Source organism: Pseudomonas sp. GW458-11-26-14-LB4 (genome assembly GCF_059423925.1).
This window is the reverse complement of the sequence record NZ_JBWKYU010000012.1, coordinates 48,501-64,813: the sequence shown is the minus strand read 5'-3', so window position 1 is coordinate 64,813 and position 16,313 is coordinate 48,501. Positions and strand designations below refer to the sequence as shown.

The 16,313-nt window shown below is 61.3% G+C and carries 17 protein-coding genes; 12 read left to right on the top strand and 5 right to left on the bottom strand.

The annotated features are described in order from the left end of the window. Nucleotides 1-50: 50 nt before the first annotated feature. From AC07XZ_RS17235 to AC07XZ_RS17215, 5 genes are all read left to right on the top strand, one after another. A complete protein-coding gene (locus AC07XZ_RS17235) occupies nt 51-1,445 on the top strand; it encodes a PhoH family protein (RefSeq protein WP_007957320.1) in 1,395 nt (464 codons plus the stop codon). A gap of 101 nt (nt 1,446-1,546) precedes the next feature. After that, nucleotides 1,547-2,020, top strand: a complete 474-nt coding sequence (gene moaC, locus AC07XZ_RS17230) for a cyclic pyranopterin monophosphate synthase MoaC (RefSeq protein ID WP_064382454.1) — start codon at nt 1,547-1,549, stop codon at nt 2,018-2,020. After that, on the top strand, nt 2,017-2,259 hold the full coding sequence (locus tag AC07XZ_RS17225; protein ID WP_085608143.1) for a MoaD/ThiS family protein: 243 nt from the start codon (nt 2,017-2,019) through the stop codon (nt 2,257-2,259). Before moaC ends, AC07XZ_RS17225 begins: the two co-directional genes overlap by 4 nt. A gap of 3 nt (nt 2,260-2,262) precedes the next feature. Then, entirely contained in the window at nt 2,263-2,715 is a 453-nt protein-coding gene (gene moaE / locus AC07XZ_RS17220) for a molybdopterin synthase catalytic subunit MoaE (protein WP_102686912.1), read from the top strand. A 279-nt stretch (nt 2,716-2,994) separates the two neighbouring features. Next, nucleotides 2,995-3,771 carry an ABC transporter substrate-binding protein gene (locus AC07XZ_RS17215; RefSeq protein ID WP_011332566.1) on the top strand — a complete coding sequence of 259 codons (777 nt, stop codon included), beginning with the start codon at nt 2,995-2,997 and terminating at the stop codon, nt 3,769-3,771. Between the two features lie 37 nt (nt 3,772-3,808). Here AC07XZ_RS17215 and AC07XZ_RS17210 read toward each other — a convergent pair whose 3' ends face one another. The 5 genes from AC07XZ_RS17210 to AC07XZ_RS17190 all read right to left on the bottom strand — a co-directional run bounded on the left by AC07XZ_RS17210 (nt 3,809) and on the right by AC07XZ_RS17190 (nt 8,986). Next, on the bottom strand, nt 3,809-4,450 hold the full coding sequence (locus tag AC07XZ_RS17210) for a helix-turn-helix transcriptional regulator (protein WP_102686913.1): 642 nt from the start codon (nt 4,448-4,450) through the stop codon (nt 3,809-3,811). Nucleotides 4,451-4,543: 93 nt separating this feature from the next. Further along, nucleotides 4,544-5,671, bottom strand: a complete 1,128-nt coding sequence (locus AC07XZ_RS17205) for an NAD(P)/FAD-dependent oxidoreductase (protein WP_085746994.1) — start codon at nt 5,669-5,671, stop codon at nt 4,544-4,546. Between the two features lie 14 nt (nt 5,672-5,685). Beyond that, nucleotides 5,686-6,630: an ornithine cyclodeaminase family protein gene (locus AC07XZ_RS17200; protein ID WP_102686914.1), complete on the bottom strand. Its 945-nt coding sequence runs from the start codon at nt 6,628-6,630 to the stop codon at nt 5,686-5,688. 124 nt (nt 6,631-6,754) lie between these two features. Then, nucleotides 6,755-8,233, bottom strand: coding sequence for an ATP-dependent RNA helicase RhlB (rhlB, locus tag AC07XZ_RS17195; RefSeq protein ID WP_085746996.1), 1,479 nt, complete (start codon nt 8,231-8,233; stop codon nt 6,755-6,757). A 96-nt stretch (nt 8,234-8,329) separates the two neighbouring features. Next, nucleotides 8,330-8,986: an alpha/beta hydrolase gene (locus AC07XZ_RS17190; RefSeq protein ID WP_085690612.1), complete on the bottom strand. Its 657-nt coding sequence runs from the start codon at nt 8,984-8,986 to the stop codon at nt 8,330-8,332. 467 nt (nt 8,987-9,453) lie between these two features. Between AC07XZ_RS17190 and AC07XZ_RS17185 the strand changes: the two genes are divergently transcribed. The 7 genes from AC07XZ_RS17185 (at nt 9,454) to AC07XZ_RS17155 (ending at nt 16,281) form a co-directional block, all read left to right on the top strand. Further along, the gene (locus AC07XZ_RS17185) at nt 9,454-10,485 is read left to right on the top strand and encodes an amino acid ABC transporter substrate-binding protein (protein ID WP_007957332.1); all 1,032 of its coding nucleotides are present in this window, start codon (nt 9,454-9,456) and stop codon (nt 10,483-10,485) included. A gap of 65 nt (nt 10,486-10,550) precedes the next feature. Beyond that, on the top strand, nt 10,551-11,732 hold the full coding sequence (locus AC07XZ_RS17180) for an amino acid ABC transporter permease (RefSeq protein ID WP_011332572.1): 1,182 nt from the start codon (nt 10,551-10,553) through the stop codon (nt 11,730-11,732). A gap of 10 nt (nt 11,733-11,742) precedes the next feature. Further along, nucleotides 11,743-12,840 carry an amino acid ABC transporter permease gene (locus AC07XZ_RS17175; protein ID WP_102686915.1) on the top strand — a complete coding sequence of 366 codons (1,098 nt, stop codon included), beginning with the start codon at nt 11,743-11,745 and terminating at the stop codon, nt 12,838-12,840. An 11-nt stretch (nt 12,841-12,851) separates the two neighbouring features. After that, nucleotides 12,852-13,616 (top strand): amino acid ABC transporter ATP-binding protein, encoded by a 765-nt coding sequence (locus AC07XZ_RS17170; protein ID WP_007957337.1) that lies wholly within the window; start codon nt 12,852-12,854, stop codon nt 13,614-13,616. 137 nt (nt 13,617-13,753) lie between these two features. Further along, nucleotides 13,754-14,413 (top strand): FadR/GntR family transcriptional regulator, encoded by a 660-nt coding sequence (locus tag AC07XZ_RS17165; protein WP_085747000.1) that lies wholly within the window; start codon nt 13,754-13,756, stop codon nt 14,411-14,413. Further along, nucleotides 14,403-15,707: a CynX/NimT family MFS transporter gene (locus AC07XZ_RS17160; RefSeq protein ID WP_102686916.1), complete on the top strand. Its 1,305-nt coding sequence runs from the start codon at nt 14,403-14,405 to the stop codon at nt 15,705-15,707. Before AC07XZ_RS17165 ends, AC07XZ_RS17160 begins: the two co-directional genes overlap by 11 nt. A gap of 100 nt (nt 15,708-15,807) precedes the next feature. Continuing rightward, nucleotides 15,808-16,281, top strand: coding sequence for a nuclear transport factor 2 family protein (locus AC07XZ_RS17155; RefSeq protein WP_085747002.1), 474 nt, complete (start codon nt 15,808-15,810; stop codon nt 16,279-16,281). Nucleotides 16,282-16,313 lie beyond the last annotated feature (32 nt).

The window sequence follows — 16,313 nt, the reverse complement described above, 5'->3', positions numbered from 1 at the left end:
CAGCACCGCCGAGGTATTGCGTCGAATGGCTCCCACAAAGGTGACCGAGTATGGATGATCACGGACGTAGCCCTTCCTCCAACCAGCCAATCCTTTATGTACTCGATACCAACGTACTGATTCACGATCCAAACGCCCTGCTGAATTTCGAAGAACACCACGTCGCGATCCCGATGACCGTGCTTGAAGAGCTGGACAAGCTCAAGAGCGGGCATCACAGCGTGGCCGCCGAATGCCGTCAGGCTATCCGGCTGATCGACAAGACCCTGGGCGATGCTTCACCCGATGATGTCGAACAGGGCGTGCCGATCCAGCGCGGCAAGGGCGGCCCGAAGGGCTTGCTGTCGATTCTGATGAGCAAGCAGGCCGAATCGAACCTGATTCTGCCCGAGCATCTGAACGACAACAAAATCATCAACCAGCTGATCGACCTGCATACCCGCGACCCGAAAAAACCGGTGGTGCTCGTTACCAAAGACATCAACATGCGCCTCAAGGCGCGCGCCTGCGGGATCGACGCCGAGGACTACAGCACCGACCAGTTGGTTGATGACGTGTCCCTGCTGCCCAACGGCTATCACAACATGACCGGCTCCTTCTGGGACCGCGTGAGCAAGGTCGAAACCCGTCAGGACCACGGCCGCACCTGGCATCAGGTACAGCTGATCGACAACCTGCCTGCCGTGCACATCAACGAGTTCATCATCGATGAGCAGGGCTTCGTCGGCTGGATCAAGGAGATCGAAGAAGACAAGCTGCTGATCCTCGACCTGCACCAGGAACCGCTGTTGCATCAGGAAGCCTGGGGCCTCAAGCCACGGGACATCTACCAGAGCCTGGCGCTGTACGCGCTGCTGGATCCGGATATTCACCTGGTCAACCTGTCCGGCGCCGCCGGCTCGGGTAAAACCATTCTGGCGCTGGCCGCGGCGATCGAGCAGACCATGGTCAGCAAGCGCTATCGCCGCATCATCGCCACCCGCAGCGTGCAGGGCCTGGACCAGGAAATCGGCTTCCTGCCCGGCACCGAGGCGGAAAAAATGGAGCCGTGGCTGGGCGCCATCACCGACAACCTCGAAGCCTTGCACATGGATGACGAAAACACCCATGGCAGCGTCGACTACATCCTCAGCAAAGTGCCGTTGCAGTTCAAATCGCTCAACTACATTCGCGGTCGCAGCTTCCAGCAGAGCCTGATCCTGATCGACGAATGCCAGAACCTCACGCCGCACCAGATGAAAACCATCATCACCCGGGCCGGCGCCGGTTCCAAAGTGGTGTGCCTGGGCAACCTGGCACAGATCGACACCCCTTACCTGTCCGCGACCAGTTCCGGGCTGACTTACCTGACCGAACGCTTCAAGGATTTCCCCAACGGTGTGCACATTACCCTGCAAGGGGTGCCTCGCTCGATTCTGGCCGAATACGCCGAATCGCATCTGTAACCGTCAAACCGAACCGGGCGACTGCAAAGTCGCCCGGTTTTTTATGTGCGCAATTCTGACCCCCAGGTTTACAATCGGTGCTCCTGATCAGGAGTAATCCCGTGCTGACTCATCTCGATTCCCAAGGTCGCGCCAACATGGTCGACGTCACCGAAAAAGCCGTGACGTTCCGTGAAGCGACGGCCCAAGCGCTGGTGCGCATGCTGCCCGACACCCTGCAGATGATCGTCAGCGGTGGCCATCCCAAGGGCGACGTGTTCGCCGTGGCGCGCATTGCCGGCATTCAGGCGGCGAAGAAAACCAGTGACCTGATTCCCCTGTGCCATCCGTTGATGCTGACCGGCGTCAAGGTCGAACTCAGTGCCGAAGGCGATGACACGGTACGCATCGTGGCCCGTTGCAAACTGTCCGGGCAGACCGGCGTCGAGATGGAAGCACTGACCGCCGCCAGCGTCGCCGCCCTGACCATCTACGACATGTGCAAGGCCGTGGACCGTGGCATGACCATCGAAAGCGTACGTCTGCTGGAAAAGGTTGGCGGCAAGAGCGGGCATTTCCAGGCGGAGCAGCCATGAACCTGACCGTGAAGTTTTTTGCCCGTTACCGTGAGGCGCTGGGCGTGGATTCGGTGAAGGTCGAAGGTGATTTCGCCACCGTCGATGACGTTCGTGCGTTGCTGGCGCAGCGTGAGGGCGCCGAGGTGCTGAGCGAACAGAACCTGATGTGCGCGCGCAACGAAGACCTCTGCCAGCTCGACGAACCGGTGGTCGATGGCGACGAAGTAGCGTTTTTCCCTACCGTGACCGGAGGCTGAGACATGGGCATTCGGGTGCAGTCCGAGCCGTTCGATCCCGGCGCTGAAGTCAACGCGATGCACGCGGCCAATGTCGGGGTCGGCGCGGTGGTGAGCTTTGTCGGCTACGTGCGCGACTTCAACGACGGCCTGGATGTCGCCGGGATGTTCCTCGAACACTATCCGGGCATGACCGAAAAGGCCCTCGGCAAGATCGCCGTTGAAGCCGAGCAGCGCTGGCCGCTGTTGAAGCTGGAAGTGCTGCACCGCATCGGCGCGCTGGAACCGGGTGAGCCGATCGTGTTCGTCGCCGCCGCCAGCGCCCACCGCCAGGCGGCGTTCGACGCCTGCGCCTTCGTCATGGATTACCTGAAAACCCGCGCACCGTTCTGGAAGAAAGAAAACACCAGCGACGGCCCGCGCTGGGTCGAAGGTCGCGACAGCGATCATGCGGCGGCGGATCGCTGGAAGCATTAACCCTTCTGTCGTCTTGGCGTCAGTCTTCGCGAGCAAGCTCGCTCCCAAAGGTTTTCGATGATCCTTGTGGGAGCGAGCTTGCTCGCGAAGAGGCCATCCGAATCACCAACTCCCTCAAGTTCACCTCCCCGACCATCGGCCAGAAATGATCGGTCTCGCCCAATTGACGGTTTGTACGTAAAAGTCCAGTATGGATTTACAAGTACAAAAAAGTCTTTCCCCGTTTCCAGCTTTTTCTTCTGTCTTGCCAAACCAACAACAACCCGCGAGAGAACGAACATGAAGAAATTCCCCCTCATTACCGGTCTGGCGCTGAGCCTGTTGGCGTGCAGCAGCGCGTTCGCCGCCGAGAAAACCCTGCGCATCGGTATCGAAGCGGCGTATCCGCCCTTCGCCTCGAAGACCGACAAGGGTGAAATCGTCGGTTTCGACTACGACATCGGCAATGCCCTGTGCGCGCAGATGCAGGTCAAGTGCGTGTGGGTCGAGGGCGAGTTCGACGGTCTCATTCCTTCCCTGAAAGTGAAGAAAATCGACATGGCGCTGTCGTCCATGACCATCAATGAAGACCGCAAGAAGTCGGTGGACTTCACCCACAAGTACTATTTCACCTCGTCGCGGCTGGTGATGAAGGAAGGCGCGAGCGTCGATGACCAGTACGCCAGCCTCAAGGGCAAGACCGTCGGCGTGCAGCGTGCGACTACCACCGACCGTTACGCCACCGAGGTGTTCGAGCCCAAGGGCATCAACGTCAAGCGCTACGGCAACAACGAAGAAATCTACATGGACCTGGCGGCCGGGCGTCTCGATGCGATTTTCGCCGACACCATCCCGCTGACCGACTTCCTGTCGATGCCGCGCGGCAAGGGTTACGCCTTCGTCGGGCCTGAGCTGAAGGATCCGAAATACGTGGGCGAGGGCGCGGGGATTGCGGTGCGCAAGGGCAACACCGAACTGGTCAGCCAGTTGAACACTGCCATCGACGGCATTCGCGCCAGTGGCGAATATCAGAAAATTTCCGAGAAGTACTTCAAGTCGGACATCTACGGCGACTGAGTCTGAAGACCGTGCAGCCTTCGCAGGCTGCACGGTTTCAGCCCTTCAATTCCTTCAAGTGCTTGTACACCGTCGCCCGCCCCATGTTCAGTACATTGGCTACATAGTTCGAGGCGCTCTTGCCCTTGAACGCTCCTTCGGCGTGCAGCGCCAGCACCAGTTCGCGTTTGTGATCGCGGGTCAGCAGGTTCAGGCTCAGTTGCCGCTCGCGTAGCCAGGCGTGCAGGAAAGTGTTGATGCGCTCCTGCCAGTCATCGCGAAACAGCGAGTCCGGTTGCGGGATCAGTTTGCTCGGCGAGAGGAACAGGTCCAGCGCAGCCTTGGCATTTTCGAACAGCGAAATATTCAGATTGATGCACAGTACCGCCAGCGGATGACCTTCGTTGTCGCGCAGCACGGTGCTCAGGCTGCGAATCTTCTGGCCGTCCCAGTTGAGCTTTTCGTACGGACCGATGTTCCGTTCGCTGACGTCGTCGCTGAGCATGTCTTCCAGCGACGATTCATCGCCGATCACCCGTTTCGACAGGTTGTTGGCGATGTAGTCGACCTTCTGCGTGCGCAGGTCGTGCAGCACCACTTCGGCGTGGGGAAAGAACAGCGTGGCAATGGCGTCGGCGATGGCGTGGTAGTTGTCCAGCGCGGCGTCATTCAGCTCGGGCGTGTGTTCGGGGGCGGTCATAACTGTGGAGCTCCAGGCAACGTCAACGCCCCCGTGATCCGGGGGCGTTGCGAGTGTGCCGCAATCCGTCGGGCGCGTCATCCGGGCGGACGGTCAGGCCAGGCGGGCAGGGGCGAGCATGGCGGCGGTCAGGCCGAATTGCTTGAGATGGTCGGGCAACGATTCGCCACGTACCAGTGCCGCGCTGGCCATGCCCATCGCCGGCGAAGTCTGGATGCCGTAGCCACCCTGGGCCGCGACCCAGAACAGCCCCGGCACCTGAGGATCGAAGCCGGACAGCAAATCGCCATCGGTGACGAAACTGCGCAGGCCGGCCCAGGTGCGGGTCGGGCGGCGGATGGTCAGGGTCGTCGCTTCCTCGATCTGGTAAATGCCCATGGCGATGTCCAGTTCTTCCGGCTGCACGTCGTGGGGTTCGACCGGGTCGGCGTTGGCCGGTGAGCCGAGGAACATACCGGCGTCGGGCTTCATGTAGAAGGATTCGTCGAGGCTGACCAGCATCGGCCAGTGATGAATGTCCACGCCTTCCGGGCCGGCGAAGATGAACGCCGCGCGGCGTTTCGGTTGCAGGCCCAGCGGCTTGGCGCCGGCGAGGGCACCGATCTTGTCGGCCCAGGCGCCTGCTGCGTTGATCACGATGGGCGCGCTGAAGGTCTGGCCGTTGGTCTGCACGTGCCAGATGCCGTCGGCGTCCCGGCTCAGTCCGAGCACTTCGCAATCGGTCTGCACCTGGCCGTTGTTGCGACGGATGCCGCGCAGATAACCCTGATGCAGGGCGTCGGTGTCGATGTCGCTGGCGGTCGGGTCGTAGATCGCGCCATGGACTTTTTCCCGGCGCAGGATCGGCAGCCGCGCGCAGGCTTCATCCGCGCTGAGCAACTGCATCTCCGGCACCGTGGCTTTGGCGCTGAGGTATTGATTGTTCAGCTCGGCGACGTCGCCGGTGAAGTCCACGGTCATTTCCCCGCGCGGGGTCAGCAGCGGGTGCTCGCAGAAGCCGCTGGGCGGATGGTCGAAGAATTCGCGGCTGGCCAGGGTCAGCGCCCGGACCTGCGCAGTGCCGTAAGCAGCGGTGAACAGCGCAGCCGAACGCCCGGTGGAGTGATAGGCCGGGTGCGACTCGCGCTCCAGCACCACGACCTTGCCGTGCTGCGACAGCCAGAAACCGGTGGACGCGCCGGCAATCCCGCCGCCGATGATGATGAAATCTGCATGACTCATGAAAATCTCCGGTGTCAGCGCTGCAATTGATAGACGGCGTTGGCCAGGGCGATGTCTTCCAGGCCCAGACCGATGGAGCGGAAAAACACGTGACGGTTGTAATCGGGACGCTGCACTTTTTCGCTGAGCAGATCCGCCAGGTCACCGAGGATCGCGTTGTTGTCCCAGCCATGTTGTTCGCGGGCGATCAGCATCTCGCCGGCCGAGCCCGGGGTGGTCAGACGATAGTCGCAGAACACCTGCATGTCGTTGAGGCTTTGCGGCGGCACTTCGTGGGCGCGCGGTGCGTTGGTGCTGATCGAGGTGATCAGCGCCGGTTTGCTCAAGGTTGCCGGGTCGATCACGGGGCCTGCGGACGAGGTGCAGAGCATGATCACGTCGGCTTCGGCGATGGCGGTTTCGCGGCTGTCGGCGATGTTCACCCGTGGATCGAGGGCTTGCAGTTGGCGGGCGGTGGCCGGGTCTTCGCTCAAGGTCGGCGAGTACACACTGATGCTCTGCCAGTTGCGCAACGCTTTGACGTAATGCAGGTGCGCCTGGGCGACCTTGCCACTACCAATGATTGCCAAGCGCGCGGCCTTTAACGGGGCGAGGGCATCGACCGCCACGGCGGTGGTCGCAGCTGTGCGGGCAGTCGTCAGTTCGCCGGCATCGCAGAGCAGCAGCGGTTGACCGGTCTGCATCGACATCAGCAGTGTCCACGCGGTCACCAGCGGGCCTTGTTCGCGAACGATGTAAGGCGAAGTCTTGACCCCGTACACGCCGTCTTCCGCCAGCACGCCCAGATAGTTGATGAAGTCCCCGGCACCCTGAGGGAATTCCACCAGTTGCTGCGCCGGTTGCACCGCATGCCCGGCCGCCAGATCGCGGAACAGCTTGCGCAGGATCTGCGGCACATCGATCCGGGCCAACAGCTCGCGGGCCTGGGTTTGGTCGATCACGTAAGGCGTACTGGACATGTCAGACTCCGGAGACAGTTTCTAAACTAATTTGTCCATTATGGACTTTTAGTTTTGTTGAACAATATCCGGGTGAAAAAAAAGCGCAGTCCGTTGCCGGCTGCGCTTCTCTTTATGGCGTCGCTTACTGTGGACGCTTGCGCTCAACCGCCCGCAACAGATGGGTCGGCGGCGTTTCACAGCTGATCTTGCGACCGAGTTTTTCTTCGATGGACGGCAACTGATAGGAGTCGTCTTCACCGGCAAAGCTGATCGACACACCGTCGGCGCCAGCACGACCGGTACGGCCGATACGGTGCACGTAGTCGTCCGGGACTTCCGGCAGGGTGAAGTTGATCACGTGGCTGATGCCGTCGATGTGGATGCCGCGACCGGCCACGTCGGTGGCGACCAGTACCCGGATCTTGCCTTCGCGGAAGCCTTCGAGCGTCTTGATCCGCTTGTGCTGCGGCACGTCGCCGGACAGCTGCGCGGCGTTGATGCCGTCACGCACCAGGCGTTCCTCGATGCGGCGCACTTCGTCCTTGCGGTTGGCGAACACGATCACCCGCTCCCAGCCGTTGTCGTTGACCAGGTTGAAGAGCAGTTTGTATTTGTCGGCACCGGCCACCGCGTAGATGTGCTGTTCGACGTTTTCGTTGGCCACGTTGGTGACCTCGATTTCGACGATCGCAGGATCGGTGGTCCACTGCTTGGCGAGGTTCATCACGTCATCGGTGAAGGTCGCGGAGAACAGCAGGGTCTGACGTTCGCTTTTCGGCGGGGTCTGGCGAATGATCTGACGAACCTGCGGGATGAAGCCCATGTCGAGCATGCGGTCGGCTTCGTCGAGCACCATCACTTCGACCATGTCCAGATGTACGTCACCGCGCTGGTTGAAGTCGAGCAGGCGGCCCGGGGTCGCGACGAGGATGTCGCAATGGCGCGCTTCGAGGTGCTTGAGCTGCTTGTCGAAATCCATGCCGCCGACGAACGTCATGACGTTGAGGCCGGTGTACTTGGTCAGGTCGGCGGCGTCCTTGGCGATCTGCACCACCAGCTCGCGGGTCGGCGCGATGATCAGCGCCCGTGGCTCGCCCATGTAGCGCTCTTTCGGCGGCGGGGTCTGCAACAGCTGGGTGATGATCGAGATCAGGAACGCGGCGGTCTTGCCGGTGCCGGTCTGGGCGCGGCCGATGGCGTCTTTGCCGGCGAGGGTGTAACCCAGCACCTGAGCCTGGATCGGCGTGCAATACGGGAAACCCAGGTCGTGGATGGCGTGCATCAGTTCCGGGGCGAGTTTGAAATCGTGGAAGCGGGTCTTGCCTTCCTGCGGCTCGACGACGAAGTCTTCGAGTTTCCAGGGAATCACCGGCGCCTTGGGCTTGGGTTCGCGACGTGGTCTGGCCGGTTTTGGTGCTTCGCTGCGGGCTGGCTCGGTGGCGGGCACGGCAGCTGGAGCGGGTTTCGGTTCGCGTTTGGGCGTCGTGGCGGGCGTCTGGCGGTCGGCCTGGCTGGCATCGCTGCGATGACCGGGGGCGTGCGACGGCGCAGTGGGGACTGGCGCGAGCTGCTCAGCCTCGCTTTTACCGAACATTTTCTTGAGTGCTTTGAGCACGGTCATCTCATCAATTGGTTAAGGAATGTACGCCGGCCAGTGTAATGCAAGAAACGGGCGCGGCGTAGTGGGATGATCAAAGGGCGACCCCTGTCGCAATTGTCAGCGCAGGCGTTCGCTCAACCATGTGCCGATGTCGCGAATTTCTTCGGGTAACACTTCGTGCTCCATTGGGTATTCCTGCCATGTCACGGTGACACCATGGGCCTTGAGATACTCATAAGCCGTGCGTCCCATCGAGTTCTGCACCACGTTGTCGAACTGGCCGTGCAGCGACAGCACCGGAATCCGCTGCTGGCTGGCGGACAACTCCAGTTCATCGCTGAACGTCGGCGCGTATGTCGATAATGCCAGCACCCCGCCCAACGGCCCCTGCCATTTCAGAAACGCGGTGTGATAGACCACAGCGCCACCCTGGGAGAACCCGGCGAGGAAAATTCGCGAGGCGTCTATTCCGCTGCTTCGCTGTTCTTCGATCAATTCGATGATGCGGTCGGCAGACGCTTCCAGCTCATCGCGGTCGATCGCCCGGGCCGGGCTCATCGCCTTGATGTCGTACCAGCTCGGCATGGCATAACCGCCATTTATCGTCACCGGACGGGTCGGCGCCTGGGGCAGGACGAAACGCGTGCTCAGCAGGCTTTCCTGAAGCGCTTCGGCCACCGGCAGAAAGTCGTAGCGGTCGGCGCCGAGGCCGTGCAGCCAGATCACGCAGGCGTCTGCGGGCTTAACAGGCTGAAGAATCAAGGGCTCGGTCATGGCTGCTCCAATTGTGTGCGGGCGCTCTCATTGAGTGCGTGATTTGCGTGCGCGCCCGGTTGATCCGTTAAGAAGATGTCGCAAGGCTGCAAGTTTTGCTATTGACCTGTCACTCAATCGCTTCAGCAGCCGGTGTGGTACGGGCTTTGCTATGAGGTAGTCGTGCAATCGATCTCGCGCCTGGCGGTAACACTATCAGTGAACGCCTGGCGACGGGATAGCAAAGAATCCGGTGATGGATGTTCGCCAATGGCCGCAACGGGCTTAGCGAACGTGAAAGGGCTACCGCCCGTTCGGCCGACTGGTGAGAAGTGAGTTGTCCATGATGTGGATTGTCTCCTACTAGACTCATAGCGAAGGTCCTGCGTCGGTTGACCCCAAAAAAAGCCAACACGGGTCAACAACGCCTCAAAAGGGTGCGACTGGACTCAAGCTCCGACACAACAAGAGCAAAACTGGAGGTTTGAATGAAGATGTTGAAATCCACTCTGGCGATCGTGACTGCTGCTGCAGTACTGGGTGTCAGCGGGTTCGCTCAGGCGGGTGCAACCCTGGATGCAGTGAAGAAGAAAGGATTCGTGCAGTGCGGCGTCAGTGATGGCTTGCCAGGCTTCTCGGTTCCGGATTCCACCGGCAAGATCGTGGGTATCGATGCTGACGTCTGCCGCGCTGTGGCGGCTGCCGTGTTCGGCGACGCGACCAAGGTCAAGTTCAGTCAGTTGAACGCCAAGGAGCGTTTCACCGCGCTGCAGTCGGGCGAGATCGACATCCTGTCGCGCAACACCACCATGACCAGCTCCCGTGACGCGGGCATGGGGCTGAAATTCCCGGGCTTCATTACCTACTACGACGGTATCGGCTTCCTGGTAAACAACAAGCTGGGCGTGAAGAGTGCCAAAGAGCTGGACGGTGCAACCATCTGCATCCAGGCCGGTACCACCACCGAGCTGAACGTTTCCGACTACTTCCGCGGCAACGGTCTGAAATACACCCCGATCACTTTCGACACCTCCGATGAAAGCGCCAAGTCGCTGGAATCCGGTCGTTGCGACGTGCTGACCTCCGACAAGTCCCAGCTGTTCGCCCAGCGCAGCAAGCTGGCTTCGCCGAAGGACTACGTGGTTCTGCCGGAAACCATTTCCAAGGAACCACTGGGCCCGGTCGTGCGTAACGGCGACGACGAGTGGCTGGCCATCGTGCGTTGGGTTGGCTACGCGCTGCTGAACACCGAAGAAGCGGGCATCTCTTCGAAGAACGTCGAAGCGGAAGCCAAAGCGACCAAGAACCCGGATGTCGCTCGTATGCTCGGCGCAGACGGCGAATACGGCAAAGACCTGAAACTGCCGAAGGACTGGGTCGTACAGATCGTCAAGCAAGTCGGCAACTACGGCGAAATCTTCGAGAAAAACCTCGGCAAGAGCACTCCGCTGGAAATCGACCGCGGCCTGAACGCGCTGTGGAACAACGGCGGCATTCAATACGCACCACCAGTGCGCTGATGGTTCTGTCACCCGGCAGGCCAACTGCCGGGTGACGTTCTGTTCCATTATTTCCGGGGCACTTCATGCAAAATTCAATCGGCGCACCAAAGCAGAGGCTCAGCCTCAGCGATCCACGAGTGCGTGCGTGGGTATTTCAGATCATCACCATCGTGGCGGTGGTCTCCCTGGGCTGGTATCTGTTCGATAACACCCAGACCAACCTGCAACACCGGGGTATCACTTCGGGGTTCGACTTTCTGGAGCGCAGTGCCGGGTTCGGCATCGCTCAACACCTGATCTCCTACACCGAAGCGGACAGTTATGCCCGGGTGTTTGTCATCGGCCTGCTCAACACGCTGCTGGTGACGTTCATCGGTGTGATCCTGGCCACGATCCTCGGCTTCATCGTCGGCGTCGCGCGCCTGTCGAAGAACTGGATCATTTCCAAACTGGCAACGGTGTACGTGGAGGTTTTCCGTAACATCCCGCCACTGCTGCAGATCCTGTTCTGGTACTTCGCGGTGTTCCTGACCATGCCGGGGCCGCGCAACAGCCACAACTTCGGCGATACCTTCTTCGTCAGCAGCCGTGGCCTGAACATGCCGGCCGCGCAAATGGCCGACGGCTTCTGGGCGTTCGTGGTCAGCATCGTGGTGGCCATCGTCGCCATCGTGCTGATGAGCCGCTGGGCCAACAAGCGCTTTGAAGCCACCGGCGAGCCGTTCCACAAGTTCTGGGCCGGCCTGGCGCTGTTCCTGGTGATCCCGGCGCTGTGCGCGCTGATCTTCGGTGCCCCCGTGCACTGGGAAATGCCGAAGCTGCAAGGCTTCAACTTCGTCGGTGGCTGGGTGCTGATTCCGGAATTGCTGGCCTTGACCCTGGCGTTGACGGTGTACACCGCAGCGTTCATCGCCGAGATCGTGCGTTCGGGCATCAAGTCGGTCAGCCATGGCCAGACCGAGGCGGCGCATTCGCTCGGCCTGCGCAACGGCCCGACCCTGCGCAAGGTGATCATTCCGCAAGCGCTGCGGGTCATCATCCCGCCGCTGACCAGCCAATACCTGAACCTGGCGAAGAACTCCTCGCTGGCGGCCGGTATCGGTTATCCGGAAATGGTTTCGCTGTTCGCCGGCACCGTGCTGAACCAGACCGGTCAGGCGATCGAAGTCATTGCCATCACCATGAGCGTGTACCTGGCGATCAGTATCAGCATTTCCCTGCTGATGAACTGGTACAACAAGCGCATCGCGCTGATCGAGCGGTAAGGAATAGCGCATGAGTACTCATACTTTCAAACCCGACATGCCACCGCCGGCCAAGGTCTTCGGCCCGATGGCGTGGATCCGCGCGAACATGTTCTCCAGCTGGCTCAACACCCTGCTGACCCTGTTCGCGTTCTACCTGATCTACCTGGTGATTCCGCCGATCCTCAGCTGGGCGATCCTCGATGCCAACTGGGTCGGCACCACCCGCGCCGACTGCACCAAGGACGGCGCCTGCTGGGTCTTCATCCAGCAGCGTTTCGGCCAGTTCATGTACGGCTACTACCCGCCTGAACTGCGCTGGCGCGTGGACCTGACCGTGTGGCTGGCGGTCATCGGCGTGGCACCGCTGTTCATCAAGCGCGTGGCGCACAAGGCGGTATACGGCCTGAGCTTCCTGGTGGTCTACCCGATCGTTGCCTGGTGCCTGCTGCATGGCGGCGTCTTCGGCCTCGACACCGTGGCGACCAGCCAGTGGGGCGGTCTGATGCTGACCCTGGTGATCGCGACTGTCGGCATCGCCGGTGCGTTGCCGCTGGGGATTGTCCTGGCGCTGGGCCGGCGCTCGAACATGCCGGCGATCCGAGTGGTCTGCGTGACCTTCATCGAGTTCTGGCGCGGCGTGCCGTTGATCACGGTGCTGTTCATGTCCTCGGTGATGCTGCCGCTGTTCCTGCCCGAAGGTATGAACTTCGACAAGCTGCTGCGGGCGCTGATCGGCGTGATCCTGTTCCAGTCGGCGTACGTCGCCGAGGTGGTGCGCGGCGGTCTGCAAGCGATCCCCAAAGGTCAGTACGAAGCCGCGGCCGCGATGGGCCTCGGTTACTGGCGCGCCATGGGCCTGGTGATTTTGCCGCAAGCCCTGAAGCTGGTGATTCCCGGCATCGTCAACACCTTCATCGCGCTGTTCAAGGACACCAGCCTGGTGATCATCATCGGCCTCTTTGACCTGCTCAACAGCGTCAAGCAAGCCGCTGCCGATCCGAAATGGCTGGGCATGGCCACCGAAGGCTACGTGTTCGCCGCCCTGGTGTTCTGGATTTTCTGTTTTGGCATGTCGCGCTATTCCATGCACCTGGAACGCAAGCTCGACACTGGCCACAAGCGTTAGGAGTTTTTTCGATGAGCGAAGCAATCAAAAAGCCAGTGGGCCCTGAAGGCATCATTCAGATGCAGGGCGTGAACAAGTGGTACGGCCAGTTCCACGTGCTGAAAGACATCAACCTCAACGTGCGTCAGGGCGAGCGTATCGTGCTGTGCGGCCCGTCGGGTTCCGGCAAGTCCACCACCATCCGCTGCCTCAACCGTCTGGAAGAGCACCAGCAGGGCCGCATCGTGGTCGATGGCGTGGAACTGACCAACGACCTCAAGCAGATCGAAGCGATCCGCCGTGAAGTCGGCATGGTGTTCCAGCACTTCAACCTGTTTCCGCACCTGACCATCCTGCAGAACTGCACCCTGGCGCCGATGTGGGTGCGCAAGATGCCCAAGCGCAAGGCCGAGGAAATCGCCATGCATTACCTGGAACGCGTACGCATTCCGGAGCAGGCGCACAAGTACCCGGGGCAATTGTCCGGCGGTCAGCAGCAGCGTGTGGCGATCGCCCGCGCGCTGTGCATGAAACCGAAAATCATGCTGTTCGACGAACCGACCTCGGCACTCGACCCGGAGATGGTGAAAGAGGTACTCGACACCATGATCGGCCTGGCCGAAGACGGCATGACCATGCTCTGCGTGACCCACGAAATGGGCTTCGCCCGCACCGTGGCCAACCGCGTGATCTTCATGGACAAGGGCGAAATCGTTGAACAGGCGGCGCCGAACGACTTCTTCGACAATCCGCAGAATGATCGGACGAAGCTGTTCCTGAGTCAGATCCTGCATTGATCCTGATCGGGCGTTGAAATAAACCCGGACTGAGTTCCGGGTTTATTTTTGCCCGGATTTTGTCGGTTGCCCCGGCTGAACAATCTGACTAACCTGTCAGCAAATTCATCCCATGATTGGATGACAGGGCGAATTCCATGTCAGAAAACTCATTATTGATAAAACGATCCCTGGTCGATCAGGCCCTGGATCAATTGCGCCAGCGCATCACCGACGGCACGTGGCAGGTCGGTCAGCGTTTGCCGACCGAGCCCGAGCTGTGCGCCGAACTCGGCATCAGCCGCAACACCGTGCGCGAGGCGATGCGGGTGTTGGCGTTTTCCGGTTTGATCGAAATCCGTCAAGGCGACGGCAGTTACCTGCGGGCGGTGGTCGATCCGATGGACACGCTCAAGGCGCTGTCCAAATGCTCGCTGGACCAGGCCCGGGAAACCCGGCACATCCTTGAAGTCGAGGCCATCGGCCTGGCGGCCTTGCGCCGGACCGATGAAGACCTCGTCGCGTTGCGCGAGGCGCTGGGTGTCGCCGGCAGCCACTACCACGGCGACCTCGACAGTTATATCCGCTGCGATCTGGTCTTCCACCGCCGTCTGGTGGATGCCGCGCACAACCCGACCCTCAGCGAGCTGTATCGCTATTTTTCCAGCATCGTTGGCGCGCAATTGCGCCAGACCCTGAACATCGTCCCCCGTCGACAGGAAGTCTTCGATTTGCACGTCGCCTTGCTTGAGGCCGTCGAGCAGCGCGATCCGGAGCGGGCCAAAGCCCTGTCGAGGCAGTTGATCAATGAACCTTGAAACCGAGAAAACCATGTCCCGCCCAGAAGTTTCCCCAGCACCCGTTCGCAAGGCCGAGCTCGAAGAGTTGTTGATCGACGCCGAAGCCGATGACGAGCAGGTGCAGCAAAGCCATCCGCTGGTACGGCGTCCGTGGCTGTTGCTGCTGGGGCTGATTCTGGTGGCGTTGAACCTTCGTCCGGCGCTGTCGAGCATGGCGCCGTTGCTCAGTGAGGTGTCGAAAAGCCTTGGCTTGTCAGCTGCTCAGGCAGGATTGCTGACGACGTTGCCGGTGCTTTGCCTCGGTCTGTTCGCTCCGCTGGCCCCGATACTTGCGCGGCGTTTCGGTGCCGAGCGGGTGGTCTTGGGAATTCTTCTGACACTGGCCGGCGGCATCATCCTGCGCAGCAATTTCGGTGAAATCGGTCTGTTCGCCGGCAGCGTGCTGGGCGGCGCGAGCATCGGCATCATCGGCGTGTTGCTGCCGGGCATCGTCAAGCGTGACTTCGCCAAGCATGCCGGCACCATGACCGGTGTCTACACCATGGCTCTGTGTCTGGGCGCGGCGATGGCGGCGGGCTCCAGCGTGCCGCTGAGCGAGCACTTCGACCACAGCTGGGCCATGGGCCTGGGTTTCTGGGTGATTCCGGCGCTGGTGGCGGCAGTGTTCTGGCTGCCGCAAATCGGCCAGAAGCACGGCGCGCACAATGTCGCTTATCGAGTGCGTGGTCTGTTGCGTGATCCGCTGGCCTGGCAGGTCACCTTGTACATGGGCCTGCAATCGTCGCTGGCCTACATCGTGTTCGGCTGGTTGCCGTCGATCCTTATCGGTCGCGGGCTGACGCCGACCCAGGCCGGCCTGGTGCTGTCCGGTTCGGTGATCATCCAGCTCGCCAGCTCCCTGGCGGCCCCGTGGCTGGCCACGCGCGGCAAGGATCAGCGGCTGGCGATCGTGGTGGTGATGGCGCTGACCCTCGGCGGCCTGTTCGGTTGCCTCTACGCGCCGATCGAAGGGTTGTGGGGCTGGGCGATCCTGCTGGGCCTGGGGCAGGGCGGTACGTTCAGCCTGGCGCTGACCCTGATCGTGCTTCGCTCACGGGATTCCCATGTCGCGGCGAACCTGTCGAGCATGTCCCAGGGCTTCGGCTACACCCTCGCATCCATGGGGCCGTTCGCGGTCGGCGTGGTGCATGACTGGACCGGCGGCTGGAACGCCGTGGGCTGGATCTTCGGCATTATCGGTGCCGGGGCAATCCTCGCCGGCCTCGGTGCCGGTCGCGCGCTGTACGTGCAGGTCGTAAGCGAAAAGGTCTGACCCGCACACACTGTCGGTATTCGGAATGCGAATGCCGATAGTGTTTCGGGCGTTTGCGGATTATCGTGCTGGCAATCTGTACCTTTCCTGGAGATTGCCCATGAGTGAAGAAGCCCACAGCGCCCTGATCACCCGTTTCTACCAGGCTTTCCAGCGCCTCGACGCCGAGGCCATGGCCGCCTGCTACACCGACGACGTAGTGTTCAGCGATCCGGCCTTCGGCGAGTTGCGCGGCCGCGATGCCGGCGACATGTGGCGCATGCTCACTACCCGCGCCAAGGACTTCTCCCTGACCTTCGACAATGTCCGCGCCGACGAGCGCAGCGGCGGCGCCCACTGGGTAGCGACGTACCTGTTCAGCCAGACCGGCAACATCGTCATCAACGACATCCAGGCACGTTTCGTCTTCCGTGACGGCAAGATCTGCGAACACCACGACTACTTCGACCTGTGGCGCTGGTCGCGCCAGGCGCTGGGCTTCAAGGGCCTGCTCCTTGGCTGGACGCCGCTGGTGCGCAACGCCGTCCGCGCCCAGGCGCTGAAAGGGCTGAAGGCATTTCAGGCGAGTCGCTGATAAGATCGCGGCCTGTTTTCCTTACGCCTGAA